Here is a 15,687-nt window from a genome sequence, read left to right on the forward strand (position 1 = left end):
AAACACGAGAGTTAGGTGGAATTATGGATAAGAAGTTTGTTGTGATTGACCTGGAAACAACAGGCCATTCCCCGGCAGAATATGATAAAATTATCGAGGTTGGAATCGTCGTTATTGAAAATAATGAAATTACTGACGAGTTTTCCACTTTTTTCAATCCAGATATGCCAATTCCATCTTTTATTACAAATTTGACTGGGATAACAGATCACGATGTACAAGGTGCTCCTATCTTTAAAGACAAGGCACAAGAGATAATAAATTTATTCGATAATGGTTACTTAATTGCACATAATGTCCCATTCGATTTAGGCTTTTTGAATGAGGAGCTTGCGTCAAATGGTTTTAAACAGCTTAATAATCCAATTATCGATACGGTAGAGCTCTCACGTGTGCTTTACCCGCAGGCGCCCAGTTATAAATTGGGACAATTGGCAGAGTTCCTTGATATAATGCATGATAACCCACATCGGGCTTTAGCAGATGCATATGTGACTGCGCAGTTGTTTTTAAAGCTACAGCAGAAAATTAAATTACTACCCTATGAAACAACTGTCCATTTGTTAGGTCTGGAAAAAATGTTAAAGTCAGACATCTATTCATTACTTCATGAACAAGAGAAAGCACTTGCTTTTTCAGTTGATGAATATGATAATATTGATACTTACAGAGGCTTGGCTTTCAAGTCAACAGCAGAAGCAAAAACAATCAATAAAGATATCGATACAGCTTTTGGAAATTTTCTTGATGACATTTATGAATATGGCGGATCAATGGAACAGCAAATGCGTAAATATGAAAAAAGAAATGGGCAACGTGAGATGTCTGAGACCGTCTATGATGCTTTTAGGATGAAAAATCATGCATTAATTGAAGCAGAGACCGGGACTGGAAAAACGTTAGCTTATTTAATTCCTGCAATTTATGAAGCGGTATCGGAGAAAAAGAGGGTCGTTGTCAGTACATATACAACTCAGCTGCAATCTCAGTTGATGGATGAAGAAATACCATTAATCCATAAACTGGTTTCCATTCCATTTAAGATAGCTTTGCTTAAAGGAAAACAGCATTATATTAGCTTAGAAAAATTTGAACATGCTTTATCCTCTGAGAAAGCGGATAACTATGATATAACGCTGACGAAGGCAATGATACTTGTCTGGCTGACCGAGACTGTTACGGGGGATATTGATGAAATTCAATTACCATCAAGTGGTTACTTATTTTACAGAAAAATTTCAACAGATACAGAAGGTTCGACTGATCCGACAAATCCCTGGTTCTCCCGTTCGTATTATCAAAAAGCGCGTGAAAAGGCGCAGCAGGCAGACATTTTAATAACAAACCATGCGTTACTATGTACGGATATGTTTAATGATTATCAATTATTGCCTTCCTATGATAAAGCTATAATTGATGAGGCACATCATTTGGAAGAAACAGCGTCGAAACATTACGGTTTAAAGCTTGATTATGTCCACGTGCAATACACATTAACACAAATAGGGGATACAAAGGACGGTAGTTGGCTTGGTAAGCTGCTAACAAATTACCAAATTAATCGTGAAAGCTTTTTAGTGGATGAATGGGATAATATTTATAACAAAGCTAAATATGAAGTTGATGACTTATTTCGTATGCTATTTCAGTATGTTATCGAGCAAAAACAAAGAGAAAAGTCATTAAGTGACATTGGCAGAATTCAATATCGCTTTGATGAAGCCAAAGAAAGCTCAGCACAATGGAATGTTATTCAAGAAATGGCAACAAGATTAACATTCTTCATAAGAGATCTTATTCATTTACTTTCACATTTAAAGCAATCTCTTTTAAAAGGAAAAGATATAGATAAAAATAATGTAGAAGAGCTGACCAGAATTATGGAAGCACTTCAGTCAATTATTGATTCCCTTGATCATCTGTTTCTGATGGATGAGGGGAATAAAAACGTCAAATGGATGGAAATTGAAGCATATGGGGCAAAAAATGCTGTATATCTATACAGTGAACCAACAGATATGTCCACTTTGCTCTCAGATGACTTTTTCAGTGAAAAAGAAAGTATTATATTGACAAGTGCAACATTGACGATGAAGAATTCATTTTCTTTTATTACCAGTAGGCTGGGACTTCAATCTGATCAAACACAGACAACTAAAATTAATTCTCCGTTTTCATATGAGAATCAAGTTCAGTTAATGATTCCGAATGATTTTCCTGATATCAAACATGGTAATTTGGATGACTTTATATATTCCACGTGCGAAGCTATTTTGTCTTTAGCACAAATAACAAACGGAAGAATGCTCGTACTGTTTACTTCCTATGACATGCTAAGAAAGTCATACAATCTGTTAAGAGAGACAATTGATATTAATAAATACATGCTGATTGCACAAGGTATTTCAAGTGGAAGCAGATCAAGATTAAAGAAAAATTTTCAAACATTCGATCAGTCCATTTTGTTAGGAACCAGTTCCTTTTGGGAAGGTGTCGACATCCCCGGTGATGATTTATCATGCCTGATGATTGTACGTCTCCCGTTTCAGCCACCTAACCATCCACTATATGAGGCTAAAGCGAATCATTTCAAAAATGAAGGCAAGAATGCATTTTTTGAATTAGCTCTGCCTAATGCGGTCATTCGTTTTAAACAAGGTTTTGGCAGGCTAATACGCTCATCTAATGATCGTGGCATTGTATTTGTCTGCGATGCACGCATTATTCAGGCACGCTATGGTAAGTATTTTACAGAGTCAATTCCTTCTGTACCAATTACTTATGAGTCCACTCAGACATTGATGGATAAAGCCTGGAAATGGTTTTAACCGTTACTGAAATCTTTCTGACGTGGCATATTTACATGCTTTATTTATTAAAAAACATACTGATGCACCGAGAGATACATCAGTATGATATGGTATGATATGGGATAGGAGATTTTGTTGAAATAAATAAAAATAAAACAAATTTACACGAATGCTTGTTATACTATATAGTGTCGTACATCTTATTTATTCAACGTTAATTATAGTGTTCGCTATTTGGAGAAACAGTATGAGTAGTAAAAATTGATAAAACAAGGAGTATTTATTAGTGGAGGGGAAATAATGGATAATAAATTTGAGCTATCAAATAACGGATATTCAACAGGTGAGTTTAAGGTAGTTGAATATCGTGATACCATCTGATGAGGCCAATGAAGAATAAACGTTTTTTACGTCTTAACATACCTGATTGGCTTAAATGGACTTCAGCTGTACTATTACTCATATTGATTGCTTGTTTTGTTTTTGGCATTTACTTATATAATGCTGTACAACAGGATAAAACAGCATCATATGAAGATGTGAAAGATGAAGTAATAGCAGAAACAGAATTACAAACAATTGGTTCCGTAAAACGATTCCATGGTGATAAAGCTTATTATGTCGTTTATGGAAAGACAAGTAACAATAACCAGAAAATTATTTTTTATCCATTTAACAATGATAATGCAGATATAATTAGTGTGGAAAAATCTGAAATAATTTCTGAAGAAACCATACAGAAAGAGTGGAAAGAATCCTGCAGAAGTTGTAATCTTTTTGATATTACTCCAGCATTAGTTGGTGATGAACCCTCCTGGGAGATTACGTTCACGGATGATTCAGATCGATACGTTATTGATAATTTATCCATTTATGATGGAACACGTATTGAACAATTTCGATTTAAACAAATGTTCAAATAGAAAGGTGATTATATGGATTTGGCAAACAGAGTAAAAACATTAACGCCATCATCAACATTGGCTATTACTGCAAAGGCAAAAGAACTAAAAAGTCAGGGTCATGATGTTATAGGACTTGGTGCAGGAGAACCGGACTTTAATACACCAGATTATATTATTAGGGCTGCTGAAAATGCGATGAAGAATGGCTTTACTAAATACACACCATCCGGCGGCATTCTGGAACTCAGAGAGGCCATTGTGAGTAAGTTTAGCCAAGATAATGAGTTAGACTACTCAACAGATCAAATTATTGTCACAACCGGCGCAAAACATGCCTTATATACGTTGTTTCAAGTGTTACTCAATGAAAATGATGAAGTCATTGTTCCCGCACCTTACTGGGTAAGTTATCCAGAACAAATTAAACTAGCCGGTGGTACCCCTGTTGTTGTTGACGCACATGAAAGTAACAATTTCAAACTGACTCCAGAACAATTGGAAGCAGCGATAACAACCAAGACAAAAGCATTTATCTTAAATTCACCAAGTAATCCAACTGGAATGATGTATAATGAGGAAGAATTGCGAAAGCTAGGAGAAATTTGTTTAAAACACAATATTTTAATTGTCTCCGATGAAATATATGAAAAATTAATCTATACAAGTGATGAACATGTTTCGATTGCCGCAATTTCAAATCAATTAAAAGAACAAACAGTAATAGTGAACGGCGTATCGAAGTCACATGCTATGACAGGTTGGAGAATTGGATATGCTGCAGGACCAAAGGAAATTATTAAGGCAATGACAAATCTGGCCTCTCATTCGACTTCAAACCCAACATCGATTGCACAATATGCGGCATTTGCAGCTTATGATTCAAAAGAGGATCCAAATGCGGAAATGCGAAAAACTTTCAGTGAACGTCTTGAGTTATCATTGGAATTATTGAATGATATTCCAGGTATCTCCTGTATTAGACCAAAAGGTGCATTTTATCTGTTTCCAAATGTAATGGAGGCAGTTAAAAGCAATGGATTTGAATCTGTTGATAAATGGGTCACCGCACTACTTGAAGAGGAAAAAGTTGCTTTGGTACCTGGTTCAGGATTCGGAGCACCAAATAATGTACGTTTATCTTATGCAACATCAATTGATTTATTAGAAGAGGCCGCAAAGCGGATCAAACGTTTTGTGCTTAATCATCAATCAAAGTAATAGGAGGTAATTTTCTTGAAAACAACGATTTCACAAGTATCAAAATATGAAGGACAAGCAGTAACTATTGGATCGTGGCTTTCTAATAAACGATCCAGTGGTAAAATTGCTTTTCTTCAACTGAGAGACGGAACTGGTTTCATGCAGGCTGTAGTTGCAAAAAATGATGTTGCAGAAGAAACCTTCCAACTTGCCAAGAACATGTCACAGGAATCATCGATGTACATAACAGGGAATATTGTAGAAGATAAAAGATCGCCCTTTGGCTATGAGATGCAGGTTAGTGATATTGAATTGATTCAAGAAGCTGTTGATTATCCAATAACCCCAAAAGAACATGGAACAGAGTTTTTAATGGATCACCGTCACTTATGGCTGCGATCAAAACGGCAACATGCAGTTATGAAAATAAGGAACGAAATTATTCGTTCGACATATCAATTTTTTAATGATAATGGATATGTAAAGATTGATTCACCAATTTTGACTGGATCCTCAGCGGAAGGAACGACTGAGTTATTCCACACACAGTATTTTGAAGAAGAAGCATACTTATCACAAAGTGGTCAATTATATTTAGAAGCTGCAGCAATGGCACTTGGAAAAGTATTTTCATTCGGACCAACATTCCGTGCAGAGAAATCTAAAACAAGAAGACACTTAATTGAATTCTGGATGATTGAACCAGAAATGGCATTTATGGATCATGACGATAGTTTAGAGGTACAAGAACAGTATGTTAGTTTCGTGGTTCAATCAGTACTAACGAATTGCAAACTTGAGTTGGATATTCTTGAAAGAGATACATCTAAACTGGAAAAAATCAAAGCACCATTCCCAAGAATAAGTTATGATGATGCTGTAGAAATGCTGAAGGAAAAAGGTTTTGATGATGTTGAATGGGGTGTTGATTTTGGAGCTCCACATGAGACAGTAATTGCTGAAAGTTTCGAAAAACCGGTTTTCATTACAAATTATCCAGCTGAAATTAAAGCATTTTATATGAAGCCTGATCCAGAACGTTCAGATGTTGTTTTATGTGCTGATTTAATTGCCCCAGAAGGATACGGGGAAATTATTGGCGGCTCGCAACGGATTGATGATTTGGAATTAATGAAACAGCGTTATGAAGAACATAATTTAACCGGACCTGCTTACAAATGGTATCTGGAATTACGTCAATATGGAAGTGTGCCACACTCAGGATTTGGTTTAGGTCTTGAAAGAACTGTTGCTTGGCTTTCTGGCGTAGATCATGTTAGAGAGACAATTCCATTCCCAAGATTATTAAACCGATTGTATCCTTAAATAACGAGTTTATAACACAAGCTATTGATTCAAGACAGTTAATAAATTGTAATATCCCTTGCAGATTGGATGGCAAGGGATTTTATAATCTGGATAAAATAAATCCATGATATACTGGGAAATGAGGTGTTACACACAATGAAGAAATCCATTTCATTTCAGGATATACTAACAAATCAATTACAAATACCTATAAAATTACTTGACGACTATACATCATTAGGTCTTGATGAAAGAGAAATCATGGTTATTTTACAAATACTTCGTTCCATGCAGGATAATAATGAATTTCCTACACCTAATGACCTAGCATCACATTTAACTTTTGATGAAAAGGAATGTTCTGATATTTTACGAAAGCTTATCCAAAAAAACTTTTTATCAATAGAACAATTGAAAAATGAGCAGGACCAATTAAGCGAAGTATACAGTTTAAACCCATTGTGGGAAAAATTGTTTACAAAGGAAGAAGAGAAAGTAAACACGCAAGAAGATGGTACTATCTTTATTTTATTCGAACAGGAATTTGGCAGACCATTATCTCCCTTTGAAATCGAAATGATCAATACCTGGTTGGATGCAGATGAACTTAAACCTGCCCTTATCAAAGCTGCTTTACGGGAGTCTGTACTTATGGCTAAGTTAAATTTTAAATATATTGATCGAATTCTTCGAGACTGGAAGAAGAAAGGAATCCATACTGTAGAACAAGCTCGAAAAGCAAGTAAATCCTTTCATCAAAACCAAGCACAAACACTAAAGCATACTGAGACCAATAAGAAACGAGATACATCTTTTTATTATAATTGGCTTGATGGGGAGGACAATTAAATGCTAAATAAAAATCAAGTGAATTACTGTTTAGATGTCATGAAGGAAATGTATCCTCAAGCTGAGTGCGAACTACGTCACTCCAATCCATTTGAATTGGTGATAGCTGTTTTATTATCTGCGCAATGCACTGATGTTCTTGTTAATAAAGTAACGGAACCTTTGTTTATGAAATACAAAACACCTGAAGATTATTTAGCTGTCCCACTGGAAGAATTACAGAAAGATATAAAATCAATTGGTTTGTATAGAAATAAGGCAAAAAATATTCGAAAGCTATGCCAAATGCTGATCGATGATTATGGTGGGGAAGTACCTAAAACCAAAACGGAATTAATGAAGCTTGCAGGAGTAGGACGGAAAACTGCAAATGTAGTAGCTTCAGTTGCTTTTAGAGAACCAGCGATAGCAGTGGATACACATGTGGAGCGCATTGCTAAAAGGCTGGCAATATGCCGGTGGAAAGATTCTGTATTGGAAGTTGAACAAACATTAATGAAAAAGGTCCCAGAAGATGAGTGGGCTGATACACATCATCGAATGATATTTTTCGGCAGGTATCACTGTAAGGCGAGGAATCCGCAATGTCCGGAATGTCCGTTGCTGGAACTTTGTAGGGAAGGTCAGAAACGGATGAAAAAGGCTGAAGCGATTGACCAACAAACATAATAGAGACATAAAAGAGGCAATCTTCATTGAAGAATGCCTCTTACTTTTATGATTTATTTTCTACGCTTATGCCACTACTTCTTTAACTATCTTGAGGAACATCAGGTACATCAGGCACATCAGGTTCATCCGAATCATCACCCTCGACAGTAGCCTCAGTACTGCTTGAGTCGCCTCTGACACCTGAATTGCCACCGTTTTGTCCGACAGGTGTGACGGAAATAGTATATGATCCAGGCTGGGCACCCTCAATTACAATACCCATGGATTCAACAGTTTGCCTGTTAACTTCACTGCCATCCTGTGTGACAACAACTTCAAAACGTGCAGGCGGTCCATTATATCCCCAAGATACATCAACAGTCGATCCGGATACAGAAGCACTCAGATTACTAACTGACGGTATATTACCTTCACCATCTTCTCCTTCATCACCTTCATTTTCTTCTTCCTCAGGAACTTTAACAGTTGTTGTTTTCGGTTCACTTGAATTTGCATCTGTTTCATTACTAACAGCAACAACCTGAATTTCGTACTCTGAACCAGGCTCGACATTTGAAATTTCGATTGATGTTTCTTCAGTTGAAGATAGACTTTGCATTTCTCCACCATCAACACTTGCACTCACTTCAAATGAAACATCAGCATCTGAATTATACTTCCATTTAGCCTGTATTGTACTGGATTTTTTATCAAAAGTAGCCTCCAGACCTTCAACAGGATCTAATTGATCATATTTTTCAGATGTAGCAGTCGGTTCATTACCTTTAACAAATAGCTCTGTCACAATTTCCGAACCTGGAGTGAACTCACTCGGAAGTTTAGCAGGTCTTGAACCTTTTTCAACAGCAACTTCTACGACAGAATCTGGTTTCGTAAAGTCAGGAGTATCTTTATCTTTAGATAACTCTGCCATCGTATTTTTAAATAATGCATGCGGAATTTTCGTGTTTGAAATTCCTATATTATTATTATCGTAGCCGGTCCAAATAGAAATAGTATAATTTGTACTGTAACCACTAAACCAAGAATCCGGTGGTCCATCTACACCATCACGGTTAGTTGTACCGGTTTTTCCTGCTACTGGCAATCCAGGAACATTCGCTTGTTCACCAGTTCCTTCCCTGACAACAGTTTTCAACATATCTGTAACCATATATGCAGTATAATCCGACATTGCTGGTTCAGGTTCCGGTTTTAGATTGACAGTTTTACCACTTTCTGGAAACTCTACTTTTGTAACAGCATATGGTTCATTATAAATTCCTTCATTTGCAAAAGCACGATACGCTCCAGCTAATTTTGTAGGATTTGTAAGTGATGCACCACCAATAGCATCGGTTAATTCTATTTTGTTATTTCCAAACTCAATACCTAACCCATTCGCAAACTCTTTCGCTGTACTTCTGCCAACTTCTTCAAAAGTTTTAACGGCAGGGACATTTAATGATTGCTGTAACGCATAGCGCATTGATACCCAGCCATAATAGTGACCATTACCAACCCAAGTATTAATTTGATCATCAGTACCTTTAATATCATATGGTCCATCATCATTTAGCTGGTGGTATGTTGACCATTGTTTGTTTTCAATTGCCGGTCCGTAGTCAATAATCGGTTTAAATGTTGACCCTGGCTGGCGACTTATATCAGTGGCATAATTATAGCCATCATTTTCAAGACCGCCACGTGCACCACCGATAGCACGAATCGCGCCTGTTTTTGTATCTAGCACAGTCATACCTGCCTGCAATTTGACCTTATCACCATCGGGTTTAGCTGGGTTTGTAACTGGTTCTGGATAATCGATTGGGTTATCCTCTTTATCAGATAATAAGAATTCAACGTATTCTTGTGCATCTGTATCGATTGTCGTATAAACTTTTAACCCGTCTGTATAAATATCTGCGCCATCCACTTTTTGCTTAACTTCTTTACGTACTTTTTGCAAAAAGGCCTCATATGGTGAAGAATCTGAACTATCTTTGTTCAGTAATGATGGAATATCTGTCTTACTTGCTTTGTCAGCCTTATTTCGGGATATTTTCCCGTGCTGTACCATTAGACTCAACACCGTATTCATCCGTTCTTTCATTAATTCAGGGTTTTTGTACGGATTGTATGCTGATGGTCGCTGTGGCAGTCCAGCAAGTATTGCAGCTTCTGGCAATGTCAATTTACTTAAATCTGTTTTTCCAAAGTAGAGCTCAGCGGCTTTAGCAACCCCATAAGCACCATTACCATAATAAATTTTGTTTAAATATATTTCTAAAATTTGTTCTTTAGAATATTCCTGTTCAAGTTGTAATGCTAGCCACATTTCCTGGACTTTTAGACTAATTTTCTTTTCAGGCGAAAGAAATGACTTTTCGACGACTTGCTGGGTAATCGTACTTGCACCTTCAGAACCAAAGCCATCGGTTATGTTGGCTATGACAGCCCCTCCAATACGCCAGATATCGATACCAGGGTGATCATAGAATCTGGAATCTTCTGTAGCAAGTACCGCATCTTCTAAAACATCAGGAATGTCATTGTAACTGATTTTCGTGCGTTGTTCTGCACCCAGATCTGCAAAAAGTTCTCCGTCTTTATCATAAATTTTTGATGAAAACGGGATGGATAATTTGGATGCATCAATTTCAGGTGCCGTGGCAATATAATACGTAAACAGTGCACCAACACCAATACCGACAGCTAGTACTGCAATACCTGTTATCAATAATACTTTTTTCCATAAAGGTTTCTTTTTTGATTGTTTTTGTTTTCTTCTTGCTGTACGAGACTGGCCTTTTTCTGCCATAACTCATCTTCCTCCAATCTAAAAATAGAGCTTATCTATAACCGCTAAATAGTTTACTCTTGCTTGATAGTGAAAAGGAATTAAATATCCTTCACTTTTTATTGTGTCATATGGAATTGATTTTCTTCCATCATTAAACTGATTATCCCAAAAAGGAAAAAAGGATTCAGCTGGCAGATAATATGTTTCATTATATACCGTGAACCGTATAATTAAAAAGCTTATACCTCCATGTTTAATTATCGACTTCATATGAGTTATCTGATGTTCATGCATATTAGCCAATGGAAATCGTGTTTTATTCTTTGTTTCTTTCGCCTCAAAGTCAATATACTTATGTTTAAATATGCCATTATAGTCGGTTGTTGATGCTTGTTTAAAATAGCCCTCCGTAATGACAGCTGCACTTCTTTTTGGATAATGTACATTAACAATTTGAATTGGTGTAGGCTTTTTGTGAATTATTGCTTTATCGGTATCCAGGTAATAGGCGTTCGTTGTATTTATATCCTCCTCAAGCGTCATGCCTCTATTATTATATCCTTGTTTAGAAGGTTGGTGTTGTACGTTATTTCTTTGTCCATTTGGATAATTCATTATTTTCCCCCTTGCATATCTTAATATCATACCAAAAATACTGCAAGTTGATAATTATTTGTTTCGCTTAGGCAGTAGAATAGGCTTTACACTTTCTTAACTGCTATAAAAACCAAATTCAGGAAGTGGGTGCTTTCATGAATTTAAAACAAAGAAATCATGATTACCTCTATTATATTATAAACAAAACAAATCAGCATAACGTTGATAATATTTCCCGCACAAAGGCATATCAAAACTTTTATATGGAGTTTTTTGAGATACGATGGGCATTTATTGCAAGTATGGTATCCCGCAATGCCGGTTGGAATATGACAGACTTATATTTATCCCCTTATCAAAAAATGCTTTCTTTTGACGAGCGTAAGCGGTTTTTCATGACCTACGAACGGGCAAACTGGTTAATTTTTTCTGACGCTTACCCTCAATTACTTATCTATAAACTATCACTGCAATTGAACAGACCAATGTTTCATCTATTGCCAGAACTTCATGTATCACAATTTATGGTTCGGGAATGGAAGCATTTTTGGAAAAATAATGGTCAGGAAAGACTTATGATTGCCTTAATTATTAATGAGCAAAACGTAATTCAAAAACCAGTCATTCAGCAGTCTTATTTTAAGTATCATATATTTTTACGCATTCCATACCTTTTGCAAGACTTTTTGTTTATGAATGCGATAATTCTTCCAACAATGTCAGGTAATTTATATGGAGCGTTAGTACATGACTTCACTAACTTGACAAAACGTATAAACCTTGGAAAACGTATTTCGTCAATTATCTTCCAACCATTAATATATAATCATCTGCTTGAATTTGCTAAGTCAAATGAACATACAGGTTCCCGAAGAGACTATGAACAATTTATCGGCAAAAAATTCGAGAAAAGTCCACTATTACGTACCACCTATCCTGTTATCACTCATCAAGATATTATTCGAAAGGATTGGTACATTAACGGGGGGATGAAGAAAAAGTGGATGAAAAGTCCAACCGGCGAATTAACAGAAGATGTCAGTCATTCTTTCTATAAAAAGAGGGAATTACTTTACGCCTATTATCATCTAAAAACAGTATTAAATAGAACAGAGGCTGGGACATAACGAAAAGTGTAACATTTAAGACGAACAATGCACGAACCGCTAGCGTAGGATATTTAAGTTGTATCCTCTATTTTTTAGTTAGTTCGAATTTTTCTTTTAGTAAAACACTTTTGTCCCAGCCTCTTTGCTAAATATTATGTTGATGGACGGTTTGGACCATCTAACTTTTTATCTCCTGTATGATTCCGCTTCTTTTCTCGGTCATTTTCTGCTTTTTGTTTGGATTTCTTTTTTACCACAATGATACCTCCTTTCCATTTAGTTTGTCTATTTATCAGCGAAACTACACTTGTTTTGCCATTTTTCTTCTAGTTTTGTCGAAGGGAAAGGGATGTTCGTTTTTTTCTCGAAAAAGTTATTATAACTTTATAAAAAGGGTGGTAATTATGGCAATTATTAAGGATATAAATCAAAAGGTTCATGGTATAGATAAAAGGAAATTCAGAAATTCAATCGGAGATTTAGCTGATCAATTAAGATTGATTGAGCAAAAAATCACAATGGGAACCGATAACAGTATAGACTTTAATTACCAGGAGCGACAAAAAGAGGTTAACCGAATGTATGCATCTGTCCAAAAGATAACGAAAAGAAAAAAGAAAAATACTGATAAACTTTTAATGTCCAATTATACCCCTAAAGCTAAAAAAAGATTATCCTAATATGTGCTTATTCAAGTTAGTAATGATAAAATATAGCTGTTAGATAAAAATCTTTAAAAAGGCAGGACAATTTTATGGAGTTAGAATTACAAACAAAACAATTTAAAGAACATTTAGATAAATTAAAAAATAGATATGTAGAAAATAACCCACCAGAGAATAAAAAAGATAAAGAATTTTTCCTTATGGTTAAAGAATATACAACACCTATCCATGCATTACTAGAGGAATGGGAAGAGAAGTCACTTGAAGTTGTAAAGGATCGTAAAGTCAACATCCATCCACAGCAGGTAACATCCACACGTGAAAATATGGAGTTATTGATAATGCATAGTTTTTACATCGATGCGAAGCGGAAACGATATATGGAACTAAATCATTCCGTTCACTATGTATTGGATCAATTATTAAGAGAGCTTCGTATGTAAAAACTTTACAAGCTAAGTTTTTTCCTTTATAATTAATTTCCATTTAATGTGAAAGGGGGAATATGGTATGTGTGAGAAAGATGAATTAATTCAAGAAGCTATAACTATTCGGAATAAGGCATATGTTCCATACTCTACATTCCCTGTGGGCGCTGCACTATTAACAAATACCGGTAAAATATATACAGGTTGTAATATTGAAAATGCGGCATATCCTGTCAGTTGCTGTGCTGAACGAGTAGCAATCTTTAAAGCGATTGCGGACGGTGAGAGAGATTTTAAGGAAATGGCAGTTGTTGCTGATACTAAGCGGCCAGTCCCTCCTTGTGGATCATGTCGACAGGTGATGAGTGAGTTTTTTGATAAGAAATTAACAATACATTTGGCAAATTTACATAATACTACTAAATCCGTTACGATGGATGAACTTTTGCCTTTTTCATTTCAGCCGGAAGATTTAACAGATAGATAACAAAAAAATGAAGCTGATATAACAGCTTCATTTTTTTGTAGTTAAGTACATGCTTATTACTGCATAAGTGCAATTAATGCGTTGGCATATAGGCCTTGTGAAAAGCCTTATTTCCTTCATTTTAATAACTCAAAAGACAACATCACCTAATAATGTTATACTATGAGAAAGGAAGAAGTTATGCATAAATTAGAAGGACAAACAATACAATTGAAATTGACGTTTACTTATTAATCTTTTTTAAAAAATAACTCGAAAATTATGAGGTGACTTTAAAATGAATACAAATCGCATTCAGCTCAATGGAAAAGAAATATTGGAAAAAGAGTTTAAAACAGCAATGCGTGGCTACCATCAGGAAGAAGTTGATGAGTTTCTTGATACAGTCATTCAGGATTATGAAGCATATGAACAGGAAATTGAGAAATTAAAGCAGGAAAACGACCGACTAAAGAAACAGTCTGATCAAACAAGAACTAGAACTGCAACAACTCCAAACCATCAAGTAAATTATGACATCCTAAAACGACTATCCAATCTTGAAAAATCGGTCTTTGGCAAGAAATATGCTGATTCCTAAATTTAGTTTTATTTACCAATGATGTACGCTTGTTAATATGTTATAATTTATGTAGCAAAAAGAGTTGAATACTCACGTAATCGCTGTATATTTAGTATGCAGAGGAAAGTCCATGCTCACACAGACTGAGATGTTTGTAGTGTTCGTGCCTGACGAAATCATAAGTCAGGATAGCCTTTGGTTAATGGCAGTGAAACGTCCTAACTCTTATGATATGGATTAATACACTTGAAAGTGCCACAGTGACGTAGTCGGATTGGAAACATTCCGAGTGGAACGCGGTAAACCCCACGAGTGAGCAACCCAAATATTGGTAGGGGCATCCTTGATTAGGGAAATTGAACCGAAAAAGGGACAAGTAATTTATATTGCTTGTAGATAGATGATTACGACCAACGTACAAGGTTGACCACCGTTTGAGTACATTGGAACAGAACATGGCTTACTGAGTATTCAATGGTCTATACGTAAACGAACAAACCTTTCTGATTGTCTTAATTAGGAAGGTTTTTTTATTGTGGAAGAAACTATAATAAGCATTCAACTTTAGCAGCGTAAAATGAATGCATAAACCTTGAAAGGATAAGAAAGGCTGAAGATACACTACTTGTTGACTTTGGATCAATGGTACACATTTGATATAAAATGCGAACTAACACGGAAAAATGGTTGAGTGCTATGACACCGCTTCGGGAATACACTACGCTTTCCGTGGGCGGCTGATGAGCCTCCTTGCTCCTACGTCGCTGCGCAGTCTCATCTAGGCCTTTGCTCCCACAGGAGTTTCCGTGTATTTCCTCCGCTGGATTGTGTATTACAATCCTAAAAATAAACAAATGTTGTTATGATGGGTAAGAGAAACTTTAAATCATTTAAATTAACAACTCCAAGGAACGCGCAGTTCTTTATAAATCCAACTGCAGGCTAATACTCCCTTTCACCGACCTGGATACCAAGGCGACATCTGCTCAATCTAACGTTTTACAGTTTCTTCCTAGTCACGGGCATCCTCGTGACGCTAAGAGCGCTTCTCCGGGGTCTTAAGGCACGTACCGAGTTACCTTTGGCTAAGAGGCAATGTCACGACAAGCATTGATTAATTTACAGGATATAGTGAGAGCAAAACCTAGCGAAGGAAATACATGGAGACTCCTGCGGGAAAAGCAACAGTCAAGTCCTTAATATTGTGTAAAATACAAATACAGTATTTTCAACCACATTTAGGGTATATTAGTAATTTTGGAATAGGAGGGGGCCATGGCCCCCTCCTATTCCAAAATTTTCGGCCAGCTGCA

The 15,687-nt window shown here is 36.0% G+C and carries 14 protein-coding genes and 1 other RNA gene; 12 read left to right on the forward strand and 3 right to left on the reverse strand.

What is annotated here, in order from left to right:
- Positions 1–23: 23 nt before the first annotated feature.
- From dinG to nth, 6 genes are all read left to right on the forward strand, one after another.
- Positions 24–2,828, forward strand: coding sequence for an ATP-dependent DNA helicase DinG (gene dinG / locus ACTWQM_RS10350; RefSeq protein ID WP_443258094.1), 2,805 nt, complete (start codon positions 24–26; stop codon positions 2,826–2,828).
- 371 nt (positions 2,829–3,199) lie between these two features.
- The gene (locus ACTWQM_RS10355) at positions 3,200–3,733 is read left to right on the forward strand and encodes a cell wall elongation regulator TseB-like domain-containing protein (protein ID WP_443258095.1); all 534 of its coding nucleotides are present in this window, start codon (positions 3,200–3,202) and stop codon (positions 3,731–3,733) included.
- 12 nt (positions 3,734–3,745) lie between these two features.
- Positions 3,746–4,933: a pyridoxal phosphate-dependent aminotransferase gene (locus tag ACTWQM_RS10360; RefSeq protein ID WP_443258096.1), complete on the forward strand. Its 1,188-nt coding sequence runs from the start codon at positions 3,746–3,748 to the stop codon at positions 4,931–4,933.
- Positions 4,934–4,948: 15 nt separating this feature from the next.
- Positions 4,949–6,241 (forward strand): asparagine--tRNA ligase, encoded by a 1,293-nt coding sequence (asnS, locus tag ACTWQM_RS10365; RefSeq protein WP_443258097.1) that lies wholly within the window; start codon positions 4,949–4,951, stop codon positions 6,239–6,241.
- A 138-nt stretch (positions 6,242–6,379) separates the two neighbouring features.
- On the forward strand, positions 6,380–7,072 hold the full coding sequence (locus ACTWQM_RS10370; protein ID WP_443258098.1) for a DnaD domain-containing protein: 693 nt from the start codon (positions 6,380–6,382) through the stop codon (positions 7,070–7,072).
- On the forward strand, positions 7,073–7,741 hold the full coding sequence (gene nth / locus ACTWQM_RS10375) for an endonuclease III (RefSeq protein ID WP_443258099.1): 669 nt from the start codon (positions 7,073–7,075) through the stop codon (positions 7,739–7,741).
- Between the two features lie 82 nt (positions 7,742–7,823).
- Here the strand turns inward: nth and ACTWQM_RS10380 are convergent, their stop codons facing one another.
- Together ACTWQM_RS10380 and recU are read right to left on the reverse strand one after the other, a co-directional pair.
- Positions 7,824–10,544, reverse strand: coding sequence for a PBP1A family penicillin-binding protein (locus ACTWQM_RS10380; protein WP_443258100.1), 2,721 nt, complete (start codon positions 10,542–10,544; stop codon positions 7,824–7,826).
- Between the two features lie 18 nt (positions 10,545–10,562).
- A complete protein-coding gene (recU, locus tag ACTWQM_RS10385; RefSeq protein ID WP_443258101.1) occupies positions 10,563–11,171 on the reverse strand; it encodes a Holliday junction resolvase RecU in 609 nt (202 codons plus the stop codon).
- A 107-nt stretch (positions 11,172–11,278) separates the two neighbouring features.
- Here recU and ACTWQM_RS10390 point away from each other — a divergent pair, with 107 nt between their 5' ends.
- Positions 11,279–12,250 (forward strand): DUF2515 family protein, encoded by a 972-nt coding sequence (locus tag ACTWQM_RS10390; protein WP_443258102.1) that lies wholly within the window; start codon positions 11,279–11,281, stop codon positions 12,248–12,250.
- Positions 12,251–12,384: 134 nt separating this feature from the next.
- Here the strand turns inward: ACTWQM_RS10390 and ACTWQM_RS10395 are convergent, their stop codons facing one another.
- Positions 12,385–12,489 carry an acid-soluble spore protein SspM gene (locus ACTWQM_RS10395; protein WP_443258103.1) on the reverse strand — a complete coding sequence of 35 codons (105 nt, stop codon included), beginning with the start codon at positions 12,487–12,489 and terminating at the stop codon, positions 12,385–12,387.
- A gap of 147 nt (positions 12,490–12,636) precedes the next feature.
- Here ACTWQM_RS10395 and ACTWQM_RS10400 point away from each other — a divergent pair, with 147 nt between their 5' ends.
- From ACTWQM_RS10400 to rnpB, 5 genes are all read left to right on the forward strand, one after another.
- Positions 12,637–12,912 (forward strand): hypothetical protein, encoded by a 276-nt coding sequence (locus ACTWQM_RS10400; RefSeq protein ID WP_443258104.1) that lies wholly within the window; start codon positions 12,637–12,639, stop codon positions 12,910–12,912.
- A 74-nt stretch (positions 12,913–12,986) separates the two neighbouring features.
- Positions 12,987–13,340, forward strand: coding sequence for a DUF1798 family protein (locus ACTWQM_RS10405; RefSeq protein ID WP_443258105.1), 354 nt, complete (start codon positions 12,987–12,989; stop codon positions 13,338–13,340).
- Between the two features lie 67 nt (positions 13,341–13,407).
- Positions 13,408–13,812: a cytidine deaminase gene (locus tag ACTWQM_RS10410; protein WP_443258106.1), complete on the forward strand. Its 405-nt coding sequence runs from the start codon at positions 13,408–13,410 to the stop codon at positions 13,810–13,812.
- Between the two features lie 277 nt (positions 13,813–14,089).
- Complete coding sequence (gene gpsB, locus ACTWQM_RS10415) at positions 14,090–14,392, forward strand: cell division regulator GpsB (protein ID WP_092492744.1); 303 nt, start codon at positions 14,090–14,092, stop codon at positions 14,390–14,392.
- 68 nt (positions 14,393–14,460) lie between these two features.
- An RNA gene (gene rnpB, locus ACTWQM_RS10420) (RNase P RNA component class B) lies at positions 14,461–14,842 on the forward strand.
- The last annotated feature ends 845 nt before the right edge of the window (positions 14,843–15,687 follow it).

The sequence above is a fragment of the Virgibacillus sp. L01 genome, assembly GCF_052246775.1.
Lineage (GTDB): Bacteria > Bacillota > Bacilli > Bacillales > Amphibacillaceae > Lentibacillus.